The organism is Actinomyces bowdenii (assembly GCF_017592395.1).
GTDB lineage: Bacteria > Actinomycetota > Actinomycetes > Actinomycetales > Actinomycetaceae > Actinomyces > Actinomyces bowdenii.
Map to the genome: position 1 here is coordinate 23,332 of NZ_JAGFOU010000032.1, position 18,973 is coordinate 42,304.

Consider the following 18,973-nt stretch of genomic DNA (forward strand, 5'->3'; position numbering starts at 1 on the left):
CATGCGCTCCCAGGCACCATCCCTCGTCGTCTCCCCCCGGCACGTGGGCACCCAGGAGGACTGGTGGCGCCACGCCGTGGTCTACCAGGTCTACCCGCGCTCCTTCGCCGACTCCAACGGCGACGGCTACGGCGACATCCCCGGCATCACCTCCCGCCTGGACTACCTCGACGCCCTGGGGGTCGACGTCGTCTGGCTCAGCCCCGTCTACCGCTCCCCCCAGGACGACAACGGCTACGACATCTCCGACTACCAGGACATCGACCCCATGTTCGGCACCCTGGAGGACATGGACGCGCTCATCGCAGGCCTCCACGAGAGGGGCATGCGCCTGGTGATGGACCTGGTGGTCAACCACACCAGTGACGAGCACGCCTGGTTCGCCGACTCCCGCTCCAGCAAGGACAGCCCCAAGCGGGACTGGTACATCTGGCGCCCGGCCCGGCAGGTTAAGGGCCTGGAGCCCGGGGCGCCGGGCACCGAGCCCACCAACTGGGGCTCGGCCTTCTCCGGGCCGGCCTGGGCCTGGGATGAGGCCACCGGCGAGTTCTACCTCCACCTGTTCTCCACCAAGCAGCCCGACCTCAACTGGGAGAACCCCGAGGTGCGCCGCGCCGTCCACGGCATGATGACCTGGTGGCTGGACCGGGGCGTGGACGGCTTCCGCATGGACGTCATCAACCTCATCTCCAAGACCTACCCGCTGGCCGACCGCCCCCGGGGTGAGGGCCAGCTCTACGGCTCCGGCTTCGATGCGGTGGCCAACGGCCCGCGCATCCACGAGTTCCTGGCCGAGATGCACCGCGAGGTCTTCACCCCCCGCCCCGGGCACATCCTGACCGTGGGGGAGATGCCGGGGGTCAGCACCGGCCAGGCCCTGCTGTACACCGGGCCGGAGCGCTCCGAGCTGGACATGGTCTTCCAGTTCGAGCATGTGGGCCTGGCCGACGGGCCGGGAGGCAAGTTCGACCCCGTGCCGGTGGACCTGGTGGCGCTCAAGACCAACCTGGCTTCCTGGCAGGAGGCGCTGGCCCCGGCCCCGGGCGCCCAGGGGCCGGCCGAGCGGGGCTGGAACTCCCTGTACTGGGACAACCACGACCAGCCGCGCGCGGTCTCGCGCTTCGGCGACGACGACCCGGCCTGGCGCGAGATCTCGGCCAAGACCCTGGCCTCGGTCCTGCACGCCCACCGGGGCACCCCCTACGTCTACCAGGGCGAGGAGCTGGGCATGACCAACACGGTCTTCCACGGGATCGGCGACTACCGGGATCTGGAGTCCATCAACCACTTCCACGAGCGCGTGGGGCAGGGGGACGATCCGGACGCCCTCCTGGCGGCCATGCCGGTCAACTCCCGGGATAATGCCCGCACCCCCGTGCACTGGTCCGAGGCCGAGCACGCGGGCTTCACCACCGGTGAGCCCTGGATCGCCGTGGCCCCCAACTACCGGGAGGTCAACGCCGCCTCCCAGGTGGGGGTGGCGGGCTCGGTGTTCGAGCACTACCGCGCGCTCATCGCCCTGCGCCATGACGAGGGCGTCCTGGCCCTGGGGGCCTTCCGCCTCCTGGCCGCCGACCACCCCAGCGCCTGGGTGATCCTGCGCGAGCTCGACGGCCCGGGGGGTGCCGAGCAGCTCCTGCTCATCGCCCAGTGCGGACGGGAGGAGCTGGTGCTCAGCGGGCCCGGCGGTCTGTGGGAGGCGCTGGCCGCCGAGGGCCTGGAGGCCGGCGACTGGTCGGGCGCCGAGGTGCTGCTGCGCGCCGGGGACCCGCAGGCCCGGCCCGGCTCCGGGCGCACCGGTGCGCCCGAGGCACTGCCCGGCTGGGACTCGATCCTGCTGCGCCGCTAACCCAACCTTTCGACAATTTGCATGAGATCGTACCTTTCCAGCCCTGGAAAGGTACGATCTCATGCAAATTGTCGAAAAGTGCGTTGCGGGCGGGGCTCGGTGCCGCCCTGGTCTACTGTGGTGGCATGAAGCTCCGGCACGCGATCCTGGGCCTGCTCGCTGACGAGCCGCGCAGCGGCTACGACATCAGCAGGGCCTTCGCCGGCTCGGTCGTCCACTTCTGGTACGCCGACCAGTCGCAGGTCTACCGCACCATCAGCCGCCTGGAGGCCGACGGTGCGATCTCCACGCGCGTCATCCCCCAGAGCGGGCGCCCCGACCGCCGCGTCCACTCCCTGACCGACGCCGGGCGCGCCGAGCTCGACGCCTGGCTCACCAGTCCGCTGGAGCCGCGCCAGAACAAGGACACCCTCCTGGCCCGGGTCTTCTTCGCCGCGTCCCTGGGCCACGAGGGGGTGCTGGCCCTCCTCGATGAGGTCGAGCAGATGATCCGCGCGGACCAGGAGGAGCTCGAGGCGGTGGAGCAGACGCTGCTCACGGAGATCGATGGCGCCGGAGAGCGCCTCGACACCGTGCTGAAGATGGCCACCCTGCGCTATGGCCTCGACGGGGCGCGGGAAGAGCTGAGGTGGATCGAGCGCACCCGGCAGGCCGTGAGGGATGACGCGGCGCGGGCTGTCGCCACCTGATACTTGCAAAGTCCAATACTGGTACAGCATAGTATGCGCATGCTGTCCCGCTTCTCGCTGCCCCTGTACATCCTCATCGTCCTGCTCTCAGGCTGGGCGGGCCTGGCCGTCAACCGCCTGGCGGGCATGCCCGATTCCATGGAGTCCCCCGCCTCCCTCATCTGGATCCTCACCCCGCTGCTCGCCGGGGCGGCGCTGGCCCTGTCCGATCGCGCGCGGCGGCGCGCCTACCTCGCCTCCTGGCGGATCGGGCGGCCCAGCGCCCACCTCGTGGCACTCTCCGTCTTCCCGGCCGCCACCGCCGCCGCCCTGGTCGCCGGGTGGGCGTGCGGGGCCTTCGACCTCACGGGCCCGAGCGCCTACGGGCCGGTCGTGGCTGCCGCCGTGGTGCCGACCCTGATGAAGAACATCGGGGAGGAGGGCGCCTGGCGGGGCTACCTCGCCCCCGCGCTCATGGCCCGCGGCCTGCCCGACGTCTCCGTCTGGCTCGTCTCCGGGGCGGTCTGGGGCCTGTGGCACCTGCCCTACTACCTGTTCCTCCTCGACGAGGGGCTCATGCGCGCCGTCTGGGATGTTCCGCGGATCGTCTACGCCCTGGCGGCGATCCCCCTGTGCATGGCCTGGGCCCCGCTGCTCACCGAGCTGCGCCTGGCGGGCCGCAGCGTATGGCCCTGCCTGCTCGCCCACAGCTGCGCCAACCTCATCCAGGTCCCCCTGTCCCTCGGCTGGCTGCCGATGAGCACCCCCGAGGCGCTGCTGTTCTCGCCGATCGTGGGGGTCGTCCACAGCGGGATCATCCTGGGCGCGGGCCTGGCGCTGCGGCACCAGCGGCGGCTGCCACAGCCGTCTCGATGAGGGGGGGCGACGACGTCACCGCCCTACTCTTCGACAATTTGCATGAGATCGTACTTCTCCAGGCCCGGAGAAGTACGATCTCATGCAAATTGTCGAAAAGAAAGGGGAGTCAGGGGCGGTCGGGGTCGGCAGCCTCGTCGACCGCCTCGCCGAAGTCGGGCACATCGTCCATCGGCAGGACCCCCACATCCTGGCTCACCAGGTCGATGGCCCCGCGCATGCCCAGCCACCACTGGTGGCGGGGGCGCCGCTTGGCCAGGTCGAGCTCGTCATTCATCCGGTCCAGGGGCCGGTGGCTGACCTTCCCGCCCACCAGGCCCACGTACCAGGCGGCCTGGATGTCGCGTCCCAGCTCCTTGGCCAGCAGGTCCAGGGCGTAGGCCACCAGCTTGGTGGCCAGGATGCGGTCGAAGGCCGAGGGGCTGCCGCCCTGCTGGAGGTGTCCGATGACGGCCTCGCGCACGTCGTACAGGCCGCGGCCCTCCTCGGCGAAGATGTGGGCCAGCACGTCGGTGGTGTAGTTCTCCGAGGCGCGCTCGTTGCGCACCACCAGGTAGAGGCTGCGCCCGGAGCGGAAGGCCTCCACCATCCGCTCCGAATCGGCGGCCAGCCCGGCCAGTCGGATCCCGTCCTCATTGAGGTAGACCTTCTCCGCGCCGGTGGCGATGCCCGCCATGAGGGACAGGTAGCCGCACTTGCGCCCCATCACCTCGGCCACGAAGCACCGGTGGGAGGCCGCGGCCGACAGCTTGATGGCATCCAGCGCGGCCACCGCGTTGTTCAGGGCGGTGTCCGCCCCCACGCTCAGCTCCGAGCCGGGCAGGTTGTTGTCGATGGAGGCCGGCACGCACACGATCGGGATGCGGAAGGCGGGGTAGCGGTCGCGCTCGGTGACCAGGCGGTGGGCGCTGAGGTAGGCGTTGAACCCGCCGATGATGAGCAGGGCGTCGATCCCGTGCTTCTCGATCTCCCGGCCCAGGGCGTAGAGCTGCTCGATCTCGGGGACCTCGCGGCGGGTGCCCAGGGCCGCCCCGCCGTCGCCCACCCAGCCCTCGACGTCGGCCCAGGTCAGCTCGCGCACCTCGCCGTCGAGCAGCCCGGGGAAGCCGCCGTGGACGCCCAGCATGGTGAAGCCGTGGTCCAGGCCCAGGCGCACCGCGGCGCGCGCCGCCGTGTTCATGCCCGGGGCCAGGCCCCCGGCATGGAGGATCGCCACCCGCTTACGTGCGCCCGCGGCCGCCTCATCCTGGGGGCGCGGCGGGATGGACATGGTCTCGAAGACGCCGATCATCTGCTCGAAGCTGCCGCCGCGGGCCTTGACCGCGGCGAGGTAGTCGCGGGCGGCCACGAGGTCCTTGACGGTGCGCGTGGCCTCGACCTGCTTCATCATCGGCAGGCGGCGGATGCGGTTGTGGCGCTCGGCGATGATGACGGGCTCGGCGCCCGGGCCCATGGTGACGACCTCCCGGGCCGCCGCGCAGCCCAGGAGCGTGGACATCCAGCGATCGTAGGCGCTGGGGCGGCCACCGCGCTGGACGTGGCCCAGGATGGTCACGCGGGCGTCCTCTCCCAGGCGGTCGGCCAGGACCCGCTTGATGTCCTCGGCGGTGATCCGCTTGCCGTCCCGGTCGGTGGCGCCCTCGGCGACGATGACCATGGACTCCCGGCGCCCGGCCTCGCGGCCCTCCTTGAGCCGCACGCACATGTCCTCCTCCCAGTTCGGGCCCGGGGGGAGCTCGGGGACCAGGACGTAGTCGCAGCCCCCGGCCACGGCCGCCATGAGCGCCAGGTAGCCGCAGTGGCGCCCCATGACCTCCACCACGAAGGTGCGCTGGTGGGAGGCCGCCGTGGAGGAGATGTCGTCGATGGCCTCCAGGATGCGGTGCAGGGCCGAGTCGGTGCCGATGGTCATGTCGGCGCCCACCAGGTCGTTGTCGATGGAGCCCACGATCCCGGTGACCAGGAGCTCGGGGTGGGCGGCGGCGGTCTCCGGGGGGATCTCGCCGTTGTCGACCAGCTCGGCCAGCAGGGAGGGCCAATTCTTGCGGAACTCGTTGGTGCCGGTGAGGGACCCGTCGCCCCCGATGACGACAAGCCGGTCGATGCCGTGGGCCAGCAGGTGGCGGGCGGCGGCCAGCTGCCCGTCGCGCTCGCGGAACTCCTTGGAGCGGGCGGTGCCGATGATGGTGCCCCCGCGCTGGAGGATGGAGCTGACCGAGTCCCAGGCCAGGGGCCGGATTGCGTCCCCTCCGGCGACGGCGCCGGCCCACCCCTCCATGACGGCGTAGGGCTTGGCGCCCAGGCGCAGGGCGGTGCGCACGACGCCGCGCACGGCGGCGTTCATGCCCTGGGCGTCGCCCCCGGAGGTCAGCACGCCGATGCGCACGGGCTCCTCGGGCAGGGCTGGGTCTGGATCGGAGGGCTGTGCGGGTGCGGTGGTGGGCTCGGTGCGGTTGGTGGTCTCGTCGTGAGCGGCGTTGCTGGGCATGGCGGGCGGGTCCTTCCGGGGTGCCGGGGTGAGACGTCGCCCCCTATTCTGCCCCGGCCGCCTGCCGGGGTCACCACCCCGGCGGGCTGAGGGTTTCCGCTCGCGGGGCCGACGGCGGGGCGGCGGCGCCTATACGGCCTGTACGCGGGTGCTGCCCCGCCGGGCGGCTGGTGGTGGCTGCCCAGAGCCGGTTCACAGGCCTCTGCCGATCCCCGCGGATGACGGGACTTGGCTACGGATCGCGGGAGTCGGCTGCGGGTGACGGGGGGCTGAGGGTGCAGTGCACCGACAACCCCTTCTATCTGCGGCCGAGGTCCGCACCGTGCGTGCCCGTCCGCCGGGCTAGCAGGGGTGGTAGTACTCCTTGCAATGTGCTACGGCGCAGTAATTGCACCAGAGTAGGACGCATGCGATTCCTAGAGGGACGCCGCCGAACACACACGGGGTGCAGCATTCGAAGAGTCCTTGAAGGTCGTATCGGCAGCATGTGCCGGGAGGGGTTCCGAATTCTCCACAGCACTCCCCGGAGACCTTGATGGGGGCGTCATTCCATCCCGACGCGATCTCCTGCTCATTGAGGCGCTGCAGGTAGGTGCTTCCGTCGGTTCCGAAGGTGAGCAGGGCGGATCTCCTCTCGAAAGAGTGATCCAGTTCTTTCACCATGAGAAATATTGTGCTGCTGTCAACTGATAGTGTTGCCCTGAGAATGGTTGTCCCTCGTGAGGAGAGCCCTACTGTTGCCCCGACGGGGGCGCTGATAGCCATTGATGAGTACTGCTGAAGGGCTGCAACTCGGCGCCTCAGGTCGGGGATGATTCTATTTTGCTCCTCAATGGACGCCTCTCGCATGTCTGCAAGTTGTTCGTCATGCCAAGGGGTGGTTGGTGCTCTGCCTGCGGCGGTAGCGGTAGGCCAGGTTGTAGAAAGAACTAAGCCCATTGCAGTGGTAATGGTCCTCAGTGCGGATCGTCGTGTCGACATTCTCCTCCTCAATGCTGTGCGTTCCTTCGTGTAGTTGGTGTTGCTGAAGTGTTGTTGGCTGATGCGGCGATAACTCGCGTCTGCTCAGGTCAAGGTTATTCATTCTAGTCCGTGAATGATCCTCCTGATCTCTGACTAGGTGTTGTGTGTTGTGTGGTGAGGGCTTGGTGTCGTCTCACCGATACTCCGACGGCGATGATGGCCACCACGGCTGTGGCGATCACCTGGTCCATGCGCGGGGGCGGGTGATCGGCTACCACGCCAGGAGCCAGGGCGGCGATCAGGATGAGGTTGCGAAGAACAAGCGCGGGGCTGACCGGTGATGGTCGCGGTCCGCATCCGCAGTCGCTGGGAGCCTCTCCTCGGAGGATCGTGACGACCATTCCTGCGGAGAAGATGGTGAGAAGGCCGATGAGAATGCTGGCACTGCCTGCGGGAAATGTCTGTGAGGCAAGGAGTAGGCCGCAGAAGAACTCGATCGGCGGGATGGTTGCCGCGAGCAGGCGCGAACTGCGCAGGCCGGTGATCCGGTAGGACATGATCGCGACCCACAAGGGGGTTGGGCTACCTAGTTTCGAAGCGCCGGCGTAGACAAAATAGCAACCTAAAAAAAGCAGAGTAATCGCTGTGCGGCATCTAGATCGTGCATGCTTGAGTCCTCGGTGTTTCGGAGGCCGGAACACGTGTTATTGAGGCTACGTCGCAGCGGCGAAGTGAGGCAAGGGTGTGATGAGATGCTGTAGGATATCTCCAATTGGTGTGAGGTAATGGCGTACCCATCGCCACGGTCATTGTGGATCTCCTGCAACCCGGTCGCTGGTCGACCCGATCAGTGCCGTGTCCGCACGGTGCTCGCCCATCGCCGCCGCTATCACCGGCGACGGCGCATCCGACGGCGCGCCATGCGAGGCGCCCTGCAACCCGCCGAGGCGCCCACTCCTGCTCCTGCCAGGCCTTCTCCTACCAGGCCGCCCGCGTGGCTTCGATGCGGCTCTCCATGCGGCCGTCGGGCCGTCTGCGCCCCGGCCGCTTCGACGCGCAGTCCCATCTCCCTCCCCGCCCGGCGTCGGGACGTTAGGCTCAGTCACGGATGCGCGACCGGCCAGCGCCGGCCGTCGTCGCGAGCAGCAGTCAGCACGCCGGGAGGACATTCCGCATGGATCTGTACGAGTACCAGGCCAGGGAGCTCTTCCGCTCCCACGGCGTCCCCGTCCTGGGCGGGGCCACCGCCGCCACTCCCCAGGAGGCCGAGGCGGCGGCCCAGCGGCTCCTCGACGGCGGCGCCGAGCTCCTCGTGGTCAAGGCGCAGGTCAAGACCGGCGGGCGCGGCAAGGCGGGGGGCGTCAAGCTCGCCCGCAGCGCCGAGGAGGCGCGTCAGAGGGCCGAGGACATCCTGGGCATGGACATCAAGGGCCACACCGTGCGCACCGTCCTCATCTCCGAGGGCGCCGACATCGACCAGGAGTACTACTTCTCCATCCTGCTGGACCGCGCCGAGCGCCAGTACCTGGCCATGTGCTCGCGCGAGGGCGGCGTGGACATCGAGACCCTGGCCAAGGAGCGCCCCGAGGCCCTGGCCCGCATCGGCATCGACCCCCTGGAGGGCCTGACGCCGCAGGTCGCCCAGCGCATCGTCCGGGCCGCGGGCTTCGAGCCCGGCCCGGACGCCGACCAGGTCGCCACCGTCATCACCCGGCTGTGGGAGGTCTTCACCGCCGAGGACGCCACCCTGGTGGAGGTCAACCCCCTGGTGCTCGCCGACGACGGCCGCATCCTTGCCCTGGACGGCAAGGTCACCCTCGATGACAACTCCCGCTTCCGCCACCCCGAGCACGAGGCACTCGTCGACGCCGCCGCCGACGACCCCCTGGAGGCGCGAGCCAAGGCCGCGGGCCTGAACTACGTGCGCCTGGAGGGCGAGGTCGGCGTGCTGGGCAACGGCGCCGGGCTGGTGATGTCCACCCTCGATGTCGTCGCCGCGGCCGGGCAGGAGCACGGCGGTATGCGCCCCGCCAACTTCCTGGACCTGGGCGGGGGCTCCTCGGTCGAGGTCATGGCCACCGGTCTGGAGGTCGTGGCCTCCGACCCGCAGGTGCGCGCCATCCTCGTCAACGTCTTCGGCGGCATCACCTCCTGCGACACCATCGCCCAGGGGATCGTCTCGGCCGTGGAGACCCTGGGCGGGCTGCCCAAGCCCATCGTCGTGCGCCTGGACGGCAACAACGCCGAGGCCGGCCACGTGATCCTGGCCCGGGCGGCCATCGAGGGCGTCACCATGGCCCAGACGATGGACGGCGCCGCCGACGCCGTCACCGCCATCGCCCAGCAGCAGCCGGCCGCCGATGCTGCCGCGATTGACGGCGCTGCGGCCGGCGCCCATTCGCGCACCGCCACCCCGACCACCACCGCAGCCCAGGAGGCCTGAGCCATGAGCATCTTCCTGACCGAGACCGACCGCGTCATCGTCCAGGGCATGACCGGCTCCGAGGGCCGCAAGCACACCGCCCGCATGCTCTCGGCCGGCACTAAGGTCGTAGCCGGGGTCAACCCGCGCAAGGCGGGCACGACCGTCGCCTTCGACGTCGCCCCCGTGGGCCCCGCAGCGGGGGGGATCAGCCCCGGAACCGTCGAGGTCCCCGTCCACGGCACGGTGGCCGAGGCCCGCCAGGCCACCGGCGCCGAGGTCAGCGTCGTCTTCGTGCCGCCGGCCTTCGCCAAGGCCGCCGTCACCGAGGCGGTGGACGCCGGCATGCGCCTGGTCGTGGTCATCACCGAGGGCATCCCGGTGGCCGATGCCACCTGGATGCGCGCCCACGCCGCCGCCCACGGCGTGCGGCTCATCGGCCCCAACTGCCCCGGCATCATCTCCCCGGGCCGCTCCAATGTGGGCATCACCCCGCCCGACATCACCGGTCCCGGGCCCGTCGGCCTGGTCTCGAAGTCCGGGACCCTGACCTACCAGCTCATGCACGAGCTGCGGGACCTGGGCTTCACCACCTGCATCGGCATCGGCGGGGACCCGGTGGTGGGCACCACCCACATCGAGGCCCTGGAGGCCTTCGAGGCCGACCCCGACACCGAGCTGGTGGTCATGATCGGTGAGATCGGGGGGGACGCCGAGGAGCGCGCCGCCCTCTACATCCGCGACCACATGACCACGCCGGTCGTGGCCTACGTCGCCGGCTTCACCGCCCCCGAGGGCAAGACCATGGGCCATGCCGGGGCCATCGTCTCGGGCTCGGCGGGCACCGCCGAGGCCAAGAAGGAGGCCCTGGAGGCCGCGGGTGTCAAGGTGGGGCGCACCCCCAGCCAGACCGCCCGGATCGCGCGTGAGCTCCACCGGGCCAAGGCCGGTGGAGCCGCAGGCGGCGGGCAGGCTGGTCCCGCAGGCGGGTGCGAGTGAATCTCAAGCGGTTGCGCCCCCACGACTGGGGGTGGGCCCTAAGGGCCGGCCTGGAGTCGGTCCTCCCCATCTGGATCCTCGTGGTCCTCATCACCGTCCTGGTGGTGCTGTCGGCCTCCAGCCTGGACGCGGCTGCCGCCCTGAGCGCGGGCCAGGCGCTGCGCGCCGGCACGGGCCTGTGGGGCCTGGCCTTCGGCGGGAGCATCGGCGTGGCCGACTCCGAGGGCGGCGTCCTGGGCCTGCCGCTGCTGGGGATCACCGTTCTGCAGTGGCTGTGGACCCGCAACTGCGTGCGGCGCGCCCGGCCTGCCGGCCTCCTCAGCGGGGTCTGGACCTGGGCCTGCGCCACGGGAATCGCCGCCCTGGTGGCGCAGTCGGGCCCGATGGGCTCACGCACCTGGCCCGCGGTGGTGGGCCTGAGCCTGCTCAGCGGCCTGGTCATCGCCTGGCATCTCAGGACTGAGGGGCTGCTCCCCGCGGTGCTCGACCGGTGGTGGGCGATGCGCCCGCACTGGGTGAGCCCGGGCCTGTCTCTGGCGCGCGGCGCGGCCGCGGCCCTGGGGGTCCTCAGCCTCCTGGTGCTCCTGGCCGCGGCGGTCTCCAGTGCCGGCCGCGTCTCCCAGCTGCATGACTCCCTGGCGGGCGGGGGGATCCTAGCCTCCCTGGGGCTCATCGCCCTGCAGGCCGCCTGGCTGCCCACGGCCCTGGTATGGGCCGCGTCCTGGCTGGTGGGCTCGGGCTTCGCGGTGGGTGAGGGCACTGTCTTCGCCCCTGACCGGGTGGCTCCCGGGCCGGTGCCCTCCCTGCCGCTGCTGGGCCTGCTTCCTGCCGGCCCCCTTGGAGGGGTGGGGCTCTTCCTGCCCCTGGTGATCACCGCGGGCGCCATGGTGGCCGCGTGGCGACGGCGCCGGGTCCTGTACTCCCTGCGGGTGCGCTACGCCGTGGCCGCGGCCCTGCTGGCGGGGGCCGTGGTCTCCCTCGGCATGGGCGCCGCCTGCCTGGCGGCCTCGGGCCCGGTGGGGCCGGGGGCCATGGCGGAGGTGGGGCCCAAGACCGGCTATGCGATGCTGCTGGTCTTCCTGGAGGTCTCCGCGGGGCTGGGCGCGATCGCGGTCCTGTCCCACCCCTACACCCTGAGCCTGGCCTCCGGGGCCGTGAGCACCACCGCCCAGGCGGCCACCGAGGCCGCCACCACTGCCCGCCAGCGGGTGGGGGAGACGATGGACTCCACGGCCGAGTCCGCCCGCGGGCGCCGCGCGGCCCGCGCCCGCAGCGCGACCACTCCCGGCGCTGCCGGTCCTGGGAGCGCGGGCAGCCCCGGCAGCGCCTCCAGCCCCCATGAACCCGTGGAGGCGGGCCAGGCGGCGCAGGGGCGCCCCGCCACGGCGGCGCGCCCTCCCAGCCCGTGGCGCAACTGGCGCGAGCAGGCAGCGGGCCAGTCGTCGGACCGTCAGCCACTGGAGAGCGAGCAGGATGATGAGCAGGCCTGAGAGGGAGCGGGCGGCCGGCAGGCCTGAGCCCGTCGGGGCGGCGCCGGGCGAGTCGAGTGAGGAGCGAGGAGGGGTGCCGATGCGCCCGACCAGGAATGCGGCCCGGGACGCGAGCAGGGATGCGGCCGTGGAACAGCCCCCGGGCTCCCCGGGTCGGGGCGAGATGATCGCCGACTCCGGCCGCCTCGGTCCGGCCAGGCTCGTTGTCCTCATCTCGGGCACCGGCTCCAATCTGGCCGCCCTCCTGCGCGCCTGCCAGGATCCGGCCTATGGGGCGCAGGTGGTGGGCGTCGTCGCCGATCGGCCGTGCGCGGGGCTGGGGCACGCCGAGGACGCGGGTGTGCCCACCGCGGTGGTGCCCCCGCGCGACCACCCCGAGCGGGCCGACTGGGATGAGGCCCTGGCCCGGGCCGTGGCCGTCCACGAGCCCGACCTGGTGGTGTGCGCCGGCTTCATGCGCCTGCTGGGCCCGGGGTTCCTGGGCCGCTTCCCGGGGCGCATCATCAACACCCACCCCTCCCTGCTGCCCGACTTCCCCGGGGCGCACGCGGTGCGCGACGCCCTGGCGGCAGGGGCGCGCCGCGCCGGGGCCACCGTCTTCTGGGTCGATGAGGGCGTGGACACCGGCGCCATCATCGCCCAGGTGGAGGTGGCGGTCCTGGACGGCGACGACGAGGACTCCCTCACCGAGCGCATCAAGGCCGCCGAGACCCCCCAGCTCATCGACGTCGTCGCCCGCCTGGCCCGGCACAGCCGCACCGGAGGACCGGGGGAGGGGGTGTGAGCCGGTGCGACCGGCGGCCCCCGCCACCTCCTGGAGGACCTCGGCCTGGACCTCCACGGCGGGCAGATGCTCGCCGTCACCGGCCGTACCGGCTCGGGCAAGTCGATCCTGCTACGGATCCTCGCCGGCCTCCTGCTGCCCCAGGAGAGCGGCGTGTCATGGGAGGGGACCGCCCTGGAGGCCATCACAGTGGGCGCCGGGCCCCTGCGCCGCTCGAGCACCTCCGCCCTGGATGAGGCCACCACCCACCGGGTCGTCGCCCACCTGCGGGAGCTGGTCGACGACGGCGTCGGTATCCTCACCGCCACCCACGACCCCCTGCTCATTGAGGCCGCCGGCACCGTCATGCCCCTGCACTGAGCCGTCGGGTGGGGCCGTATGGGTCTATCCTGGGCCTGCCGCGACTGGCGAGGGTGGACCACCACCGGGGAGCGGCCCGGACATGCGGAGGGGACGTCGCCCGCCTGGGCGTCCCGCCGACCCGCTGGCACCACAGGAGCATCCCGTGACCGCACACCCCGACCCCTCAGCCGCCCCCTCCGCCACCCAGGACGGGGCGCCCACGCCCCCAGCCTTGGTCCCCACCGCCCACGTGCCCACTGAGGGCCTGGAGAGCCCCGACCGCCTGCCCGTGCGCCGCGCCCTGGTCTCGGTCTATGACAAGACCGGCCTGGCCGAGCTCGCCGCGGCCCTGACCCGGGCGGGCGTGGAGATCGTCTCCACCGGCTCCACGGCCGCGACCATCGCGGCCGCCGGCCTGCCGGTGACCCCCGTGGAGGCGGTCACCGACTTCCCCGAGTGCCTGGAGGGGCGGGTCAAGACCCTCCACCCGCGCATCCACGCCGGCATCCTGGCCGACCGCCGCAAGCGCGAGCACATGGGCCAGCTGGCCGAGTTGGGCGTGGCGCCCATCGACCTGGTGGTGGTCAACCTCTACCCCTTCGCCCGGACCGTCGCCTCCGGGGCGCCCTTCGACGCCTGCGTGGAGCAGATCGACATCGGCGGGCCCGCCATGGTGCGCGCCGCCGCCAAGAACCATCCGAGCGTCGCGGTGGTCACTGACCCGGCCGCCTACGATGACGTCGTCACCGCCCTGGAGACCGGCGGCTTCACCCTGGCCCAGCGCCGAGCCCTGGCCGCGGCCGCTTTCGCCCACACCGCCGCCTACGACGCCGCCGTGGCCACCTGGATGGCCGAGCGCACCGAGAGGGACGGGGGTGCCCAGGTGAGCCGGGGCGCCGGGCATGCTGGGCGCCCCGCCGATGGGCAGCACGCTCACGACCCCGGGCCCGCCGTCCCGCCCGCCTATCTCGGCGCCGGCTACGAGCGCCTCTCCACCCTGCGCTACGGGGAGAACCCCCACCAGGGAGCCGCTGTCTACCGCCTGGCAGGCAGCAGCGGGGGAGTGGCCGGGGCGCGCCAGTTGCACGGCAAGGCCATGAGCTACAACAACTACACCGACACCGACGCCGCCCTGCGCGCCGTGCGAGACCACGGCGAGCAGGTGTGCGTGGCCGTGGTCAAGCACGCCAACCCCTGCGGCATCGCCGTCTCGGCAGCCGGGGACGTGGCCGAGGCCCACCGCAGGGCCCACGCCTGCGATCCCGTCTCGGCCTACGGCGGCGTCATCGCCACCAACGCCACCGTCACCGCGGCGATGGCCCGCCAGATCGCCCCCATCTTCACCGAGGTGGTGGCCGCCCCCGGCTTCGAGCCCGAGGCCGTGGAGATCCTGTCGGCCAAGAAGAACCTGCGCCTGCTGGAGGTCCAGCCCCCACAGCACGAGGACTACGAGATCAAGCAGATCTCCGGGGGCGCCGTCATCCAGCGGCGCGACGCCCTGGACGCCCCCGGGGACGACCCGGCCGCCTGGCGCCTGGTGGCCGGGCCGGCCGCCGATGAGGCCCTCATGGAGGATCTGGTCTTCGCCTGGCGCAGCGTGCGCGCCGTGCGCTCCAACGCCATCCTGCTGGCCAGCGGCGGCGCCACCGTGGGCGTGGGCATGGGGCAGGTCAACCGCGTGGACTCCTGCGCTCTGGCCGTGGAGCGCGCCAACACCCTGGGCGCGCGCAGCACCGGCGACGCTGCCCAGGCGCCCGCCGCGCAGCCGGGCACCGAGTCGGGCGGTGGGCCGGGTGCTGCGGCGGGGGCGGAGAAGGGCGCCGTGGGCGGGGCCGATGCCGCTGAGGTCCTCGAAGCCGCCGTGCCCGAGAGGGCCCGTGGCGCCGTGGCCGCCTCCGACGCCTTCTTCCCCTTCGCCGATGGCCTCCAGGTGCTCATCGACGCCGGGGTGCGCGCCGTGGTCCAGCCCGGAGGGTCGATCCGCGACGAGGAGGTCATCGCCGCGGCCCAGGCGGCTGGCGTGACCATGTACCTCACCGGCGCCCGCCACTTCGCCCACTGACATCCGCTGAGGCCAGCTGTGGCCAGCGGGGGTTGGCGGAGGGCCTCCCTCCCAGTGGGAGGGAGGCCGCGCGATGATGACGTCCTGCTGCACATCTTCAAGGGCCGGGCCGACCGGATCATGCGAAAAGGTCGGGGTTTCAGGGCCGCAGCGGTGCTGAAGATGTGCAGCCCTGTGCCCGTTGCACATCTTCGGCCGGCAATGGCCAGACCGGCCCCCGGAATCACGCCGATCCTGGGGCCGGCCCCCGCCCGCGCGGAGCCGAAGATGTGCAGCGCCGCGGCCCGGAAGCGCTGGATCATCCGGATCGGCCGGGCCTGCTGGGTCTGCCCGCCCCCGGGGGCCGTGGCCCGGGGATGGTGGGCCCGGTCTGGCGGCGGGCCAGGGCGGTGGCGGGCTGCGATGCCCAACCTGAAGCCCCAACCACCCTCCAGGCGCACTGCTCCCGGCCCTGCCCACCCCGACGGTGCTGACCGCTTCCCTGGGGAAGGCCGACGGGATCGCTGATCCCGTCAGGCCGGGGGCCGCAACAGGTTCCCAAGGGCGGCGCTTCTGAAGGCCTTCCAGCGCGATCCACCCCCGGGCGCCTCAGGCATATGGACCCTGACCAGCATGGATACGAAACAGTAGATGCGCGGGGCGGTGGAAGGACCTCCAGGGCTGCCACCAGCGCCCGCTCCAGCACCCCCGGGCCCAGCCGATGGCCCAGCCCGTGGGACATAAGAGGAGATTGGGCACGCCCCCGGAACCCACCCCCAGCCATCAGGGCCAGTCGTCAGGCCCAGCGACCCGAGGGCCCGGCGCGCCGGGCGGGCGCCGGGCAGGCATGCCCAGCAGGCGCTCCGGGGCAGGCCGGCGCCCCAAGGCCGTCCAGCGCAAGGGCCCCACACCCCGGACCACCCCGAACCGGGGAGGGCACCAGGAGCCCACCCACCCCGATCGCAACCTCCCGGGGAAGTGCAACTAGACTGCCGCTGTGAGCCAGGAGGAGCCGCAGCGGTCCGCACGCCATCAGTCCTACCGCACTGTAGGCGTCCTCGTCGTGGCCCTGGGCCTTCTCTCCGTACCGGTCCTCAGCCTTCTGGGCCACCAGCGCCTGGCCGTGCTGTGGCTGGCCGCAGGCCTCCTGGCCCTGGCCCTCATCCGCCTCCAGCGCCCCGACGGCTCCTGGATCGCGGCGCGCGGGCGCGTCTTCGACGTCGTCTTCGGCCTCGTCCTGGCGCTCATCATCCTCCTGCTCTCGCCCAACGTGGACCTGCCCCGCCTCCTGTGAGCGCCGGGGCCGGGCGGTGCGCCGCGGCCCCGGCCAGCCGCCCCATGGGCGGGATGCGCCCGAATGGTGGCCGATATGGCAGGCTGTCCCCATCCGCGACGGCTCTCCAGCGCCGTCTGCCTGACATACGGAAAGGCACGCTCATGTCACAGGCTCCCGTGGGCGGGCGCAGCTCCAGCTCCCTCTTCTCCCGAGTCCCCGGCGGCATGCTCACCTGGGTCGTCCTGGCCATCGTCCTGGCCCTGCTGCTCGGCTCGATCAGGATCGGCGGGCACCACCTCATCCCCGCGGCGGTGGGCAATGCCTTCGCCACCTTCTCCGACCTGTTCAGCCAGTTCCTCACCTTCTCCATCCCGCTCATCATCATCGGCCTGGTCACCCCCGCGATCGCCGACCTGGGGCGCGGAGCGGGCAAGTGGCTGGGGATCTGCGCGGCCATCGCCTACGGCTCGACCATCTTCGCAGGCGCACTGACCTACCTGGTGTGCGCCGCGGTCCTTCCCCGCCTGGTGGGGCACGGCGCCCTGTCCGATGTCGAGGAGCCGGGCAGTGCGCTGTCGAGCTACTTCACCGTGGAGATGCCGCCCGCCGTGGAGGTGATGACGGCCCTGCTGCTGTCCTTCCTCCTGGGCATCGGCCTGTCCATGGTGCCGCGCGGCGTCCTGCGCAAGGGCTTCATCGAGTTCCGCGCCATCATCACCAGCCTCATCGAGCGGATCATCGTCCCCCTCCTGCCCCTGCACATCTTCGGGATCTTCCTCAACCTCACCTACACCGGCGAGGCCTGGCAGATCATGCGCACCCTGCTCAACGTCGTGGTCGTGGTGCTGCTGCTGGAGGTGGTCATCCTGGCCTCCCAGTACCTGGTGGCGGGGCTCATCTCGGGCAGGAACCCCCTGCGGGCCGTCATCACCATGCTCCCGGCCTACGTCACCGCCCTGGGAACCTCCTCCTCGGCGGCCACCATCCCGGTGACCCTGCGCCAGGCCAAGCAGAACGGCGTGTCCGACGCCGTGGCCTCCTTCACCGTGCCGCTTTGCGCCACCATCCACCTGGCGGGCTCGACCTCCAAGATCTTCGCCTTCGCCTTCGCCATCGTCCTGACCCAGGGCCTGGTCGTCACCCCCGTGCAGTGGTTCGGCTTCATCCTCATGCTGGGCATCACCATGGTGGCCGCCCCGGGTGTTCCCGGCGGTGCGATCGTGGCGGCCACCGGCCTGCTGTCCTCGATGCTGGGCTTCGATGAGCAGCAGGTGGCCCTCATGATCGCCACCTACATCGCCCTGGACTCCTTCGGCACGGCCACCAATGTCACCGGTGATGGGGCTATCGCCCTGGTGGTCGATCGCCTCGCCGGTGGACGCATCGGCGCTGAGGGGGACCCCGAGAACGCCCGCGAGCTCGCCTTCGACGGCATGGCCTACCTCGACCGCGTCAGCGTCGAGGGCGTGGTCAGCCCCGAGGACCTCCAGGCATCCGCCCAGGCCGCGGGTGCCGACGGAGCCCAGGAGCGCTAGGTGTACTTCCTTGGGAGGTTGTGAACGGGTGGGGTGGTGGGTGAAGGCCTCCGGCAGGATGTGGGTTAACCAGTCTCGCATCACCAACCGGAGGCCTTCATGACCCACGCTAATGCACCATTGACCCCCAAGGGGCGCTGTGGAGTGCTAGGCGTTTTTCGGACTGTGGTTGTTGTGTGGGTCAGGCTGCTTGTTTGTGGTCTAGGAGTTCGCGTTCGACCTCGTTTGGTGTGCGGTATCCTAGTGCTGAGTGCAGCCTGGTGTGATTGTATGTCAGCTCGATCCATGAGGCAATGTCGTCCATAGCCTTCTTGCGCGTGGGGTAAACCATCCGATACACCCTCTCATTCTTCAATGTGGCATTGAAGGACTCCGCCCACGCGTTATCCCAGCACACCCCGGTGCGACCCACCGAGGCGCGAATGCCGTACTTGCCCAGATGTGCCGAGAACTGCTCGGAGGTGTATTGAGAGCCTCGGTCGGAGTGAAAGATCGTCTCACCCTTCACAGTAGGGCAGTTGCGCACGGCCATATCGATAGCCTCGCACACCAGGGAGGTACGCATATGATCGGCCATCGCATAGCCCACCACCTTCTTTGTGGCGCAGTCCAAAACAGTGGCCAGATAAACGAGCCCCGCCCAGGTGCGGATATAGGTGATATCACCCACCCACTTGGCTCCCGGCGCCTGAGCGGCGAAGTCGCGCTTCAGTAGGTCGGGCCTGGCCTCCAGGTCGGACGCCGGGATGGTAGTACGGACCTTTCGGCACAGCGGGGCCGCAACCAAGCCGCCTTGGCGCATCAGGCCGCGCACGGTGTCACGGTGCACGCTCACGCCCCGGCGCCCCAGGCGGGCCGTGATGCGCCGGTAGCCGTAAGTCCCATCGGAGGCATTGAACTCGGTCTCGATCATGGAGGCTAGTTCCTGCCTCCTGATATCCCGGCGGGACTGAGGCCTATCCCTCCAGGAGTAGTAGCCCGATCGGGATACCTTCGACCAGCGGCACATCGAGGAGATCGGGTAGTTGCCTTCCTCGCGATTGATGAGCTCATACTTCTGGGTCACTGCTGTTCCTTCGCGAAGAAGGCCGCCGGTCGGGTGGCCCGGGGGAATCTCACCCCCGGGCTCCCACGGAACCGTGCGTAACAGTCTCCCGTTACACGGCTCTTGTCATTCCTGGTCACCAAAAGGAGTGGACCCAGGCCCAGTGCGCCATGAGGTAGGGGTACTGCTTGGTTA

The 18,973-nt window shown here is 71.0% G+C and carries 14 protein-coding genes and 1 riboswitch; of the genes, 11 read left to right on the forward strand and 3 right to left on the reverse strand.

Annotation, left to right across the window (positions count from 1 at the left end; all coding sequences use genetic code 11):
* The first annotated feature begins 1 nt into the window (after position 1).
* The 3 genes from J5X07_RS11880 (at position 2) to J5X07_RS11890 (ending at position 3,393) form a co-directional block, all read left to right on the forward strand.
* The gene (locus J5X07_RS11880; RefSeq protein WP_208479939.1) at positions 2-1,849 is read left to right on the forward strand and encodes an alpha-glucosidase; all 1,848 of its coding nucleotides are present in this window, start codon (positions 2-4) and stop codon (positions 1,847-1,849) included.
* Between the two features lie 125 nt (positions 1,850-1,974).
* Positions 1,975-2,538, forward strand: a complete 564-nt coding sequence (locus tag J5X07_RS11885; RefSeq protein WP_124933018.1) for a PadR family transcriptional regulator — start codon at positions 1,975-1,977, stop codon at positions 2,536-2,538.
* Positions 2,539-2,577: 39 nt separating this feature from the next.
* On the forward strand, positions 2,578-3,393 hold the full coding sequence (locus tag J5X07_RS11890; RefSeq protein ID WP_208479940.1) for a CPBP family intramembrane glutamic endopeptidase: 816 nt from the start codon (positions 2,578-2,580) through the stop codon (positions 3,391-3,393).
* A gap of 109 nt (positions 3,394-3,502) precedes the next feature.
* Here J5X07_RS11890 and J5X07_RS11895 read toward each other — a convergent pair whose 3' ends face one another.
* Complete coding sequence (locus J5X07_RS11895; RefSeq protein WP_208479941.1) at positions 3,503-5,881, reverse strand: 6-phosphofructokinase; 2,379 nt, start codon at positions 5,879-5,881, stop codon at positions 3,503-3,505.
* A 1,085-nt stretch (positions 5,882-6,966) separates the two neighbouring features.
* Positions 6,967-7,545 carry a MauE/DoxX family redox-associated membrane protein gene (locus J5X07_RS11900; RefSeq protein ID WP_208479942.1) on the reverse strand — a complete coding sequence of 193 codons (579 nt, stop codon included), beginning with the start codon at positions 7,543-7,545 and terminating at the stop codon, positions 6,967-6,969.
* Between the two features lie 473 nt (positions 7,546-8,018).
* Here J5X07_RS11900 and sucC point away from each other — a divergent pair, with 473 nt between their 5' ends.
* The 8 genes from sucC (at position 8,019) to J5X07_RS11940 (ending at position 17,733) form a co-directional block, all read left to right on the forward strand.
* Entirely contained in the window at positions 8,019-9,287 is a 1,269-nt protein-coding gene (sucC, locus tag J5X07_RS11905; RefSeq protein ID WP_208479943.1) for an ADP-forming succinate--CoA ligase subunit beta, read from the forward strand.
* Positions 9,288-9,290: 3 nt separating this feature from the next.
* Entirely contained in the window at positions 9,291-10,265 is a 975-nt protein-coding gene (gene sucD / locus J5X07_RS11910) for a succinate--CoA ligase subunit alpha (protein WP_124933023.1), read from the forward strand.
* The gene (locus tag J5X07_RS11915; protein ID WP_341769471.1) at positions 10,262-11,755 is read left to right on the forward strand and encodes a cell division protein PerM; all 1,494 of its coding nucleotides are present in this window, start codon (positions 10,262-10,264) and stop codon (positions 11,753-11,755) included. Before sucD ends, J5X07_RS11915 begins: the two co-directional genes overlap by 4 nt.
* 127 nt (positions 11,756-11,882) lie before the next feature.
* Positions 11,883-12,539, forward strand: coding sequence for a phosphoribosylglycinamide formyltransferase (gene purN, locus J5X07_RS11920; RefSeq protein ID WP_341769472.1), 657 nt, complete (start codon positions 11,883-11,885; stop codon positions 12,537-12,539).
* A 30-nt stretch (positions 12,540-12,569) separates the two neighbouring features.
* Positions 12,570-12,899 (forward strand): ATP-binding cassette domain-containing protein, encoded by a 330-nt coding sequence (locus J5X07_RS11925; protein ID WP_279596211.1) that lies wholly within the window; start codon positions 12,570-12,572, stop codon positions 12,897-12,899.
* Positions 12,900-12,929: 30 nt separating this feature from the next.
* A riboswitch (ZMP/ZTP riboswitch) is annotated at positions 12,930-13,016 on the forward strand.
* A gap of 97 nt (positions 13,017-13,113) precedes the next feature.
* Positions 13,114-14,943, forward strand: a complete 1,830-nt coding sequence (gene purH, locus J5X07_RS11930; RefSeq protein ID WP_243896817.1) for a bifunctional phosphoribosylaminoimidazolecarboxamide formyltransferase/IMP cyclohydrolase — start codon at positions 13,114-13,116, stop codon at positions 14,941-14,943.
* A 976-nt stretch (positions 14,944-15,919) separates the two neighbouring features.
* Positions 15,920-16,216, forward strand: coding sequence for a DUF3017 domain-containing protein (locus J5X07_RS13150; protein WP_124933026.1), 297 nt, complete (start codon positions 15,920-15,922; stop codon positions 16,214-16,216).
* A gap of 206 nt (positions 16,217-16,422) precedes the next feature.
* Positions 16,423-17,733: a dicarboxylate/amino acid:cation symporter gene (locus J5X07_RS11940; protein WP_424924139.1), complete on the forward strand. Its 1,311-nt coding sequence runs from the start codon at positions 16,423-16,425 to the stop codon at positions 17,731-17,733.
* 181 nt (positions 17,734-17,914) lie between these two features.
* On the opposite strand, the gene J5X07_RS11945 is transcribed toward J5X07_RS11940, so the two are convergent.
* Positions 17,915-18,799, reverse strand: a complete 885-nt coding sequence (locus J5X07_RS11945; protein ID WP_208479948.1) for an IS3 family transposase — start codon at positions 18,797-18,799, stop codon at positions 17,915-17,917.
* Positions 18,800-18,973: the final 174 nt, after the last annotated feature.

Excerpts from the sequence above, each read along its gene's own strand:
- J5X07_RS11880 (WP_208479939.1), top strand. The coding sequence starts at position 2 with ATGCGCTCCCAGGCACCATCCCTCGTCGTCTCCCCCCGGCACGTGGGC.
- J5X07_RS11885 (WP_124933018.1), top strand. The coding sequence starts at position 1,975 with ATGAAGCTCCGGCACGCGATCCTGGGCCTGCTCGCTGACGAGCCGCGC.
- J5X07_RS11890 (WP_208479940.1), top strand. The coding sequence starts at position 2,578 with ATGCTGTCCCGCTTCTCGCTGCCCCTGTACATCCTCATCGTCCTGCTC.
- J5X07_RS11895 (WP_208479941.1), bottom strand. The coding sequence starts at position 5,881 with ATGCCCAGCAACGCCGCTCACGACGAGACCACCAACCGCACCGAGCCC.
- sucC (WP_208479943.1), top strand. The coding sequence starts at position 8,019 with ATGGATCTGTACGAGTACCAGGCCAGGGAGCTCTTCCGCTCCCACGGC.
- sucD (WP_124933023.1), top strand. The coding sequence starts at position 9,291 with ATGAGCATCTTCCTGACCGAGACCGACCGCGTCATCGTCCAGGGCATG.
- J5X07_RS11940 (WP_424924139.1), top strand. The coding sequence starts at position 16,423 with ATGCTCACCTGGGTCGTCCTGGCCATCGTCCTGGCCCTGCTGCTCGGC.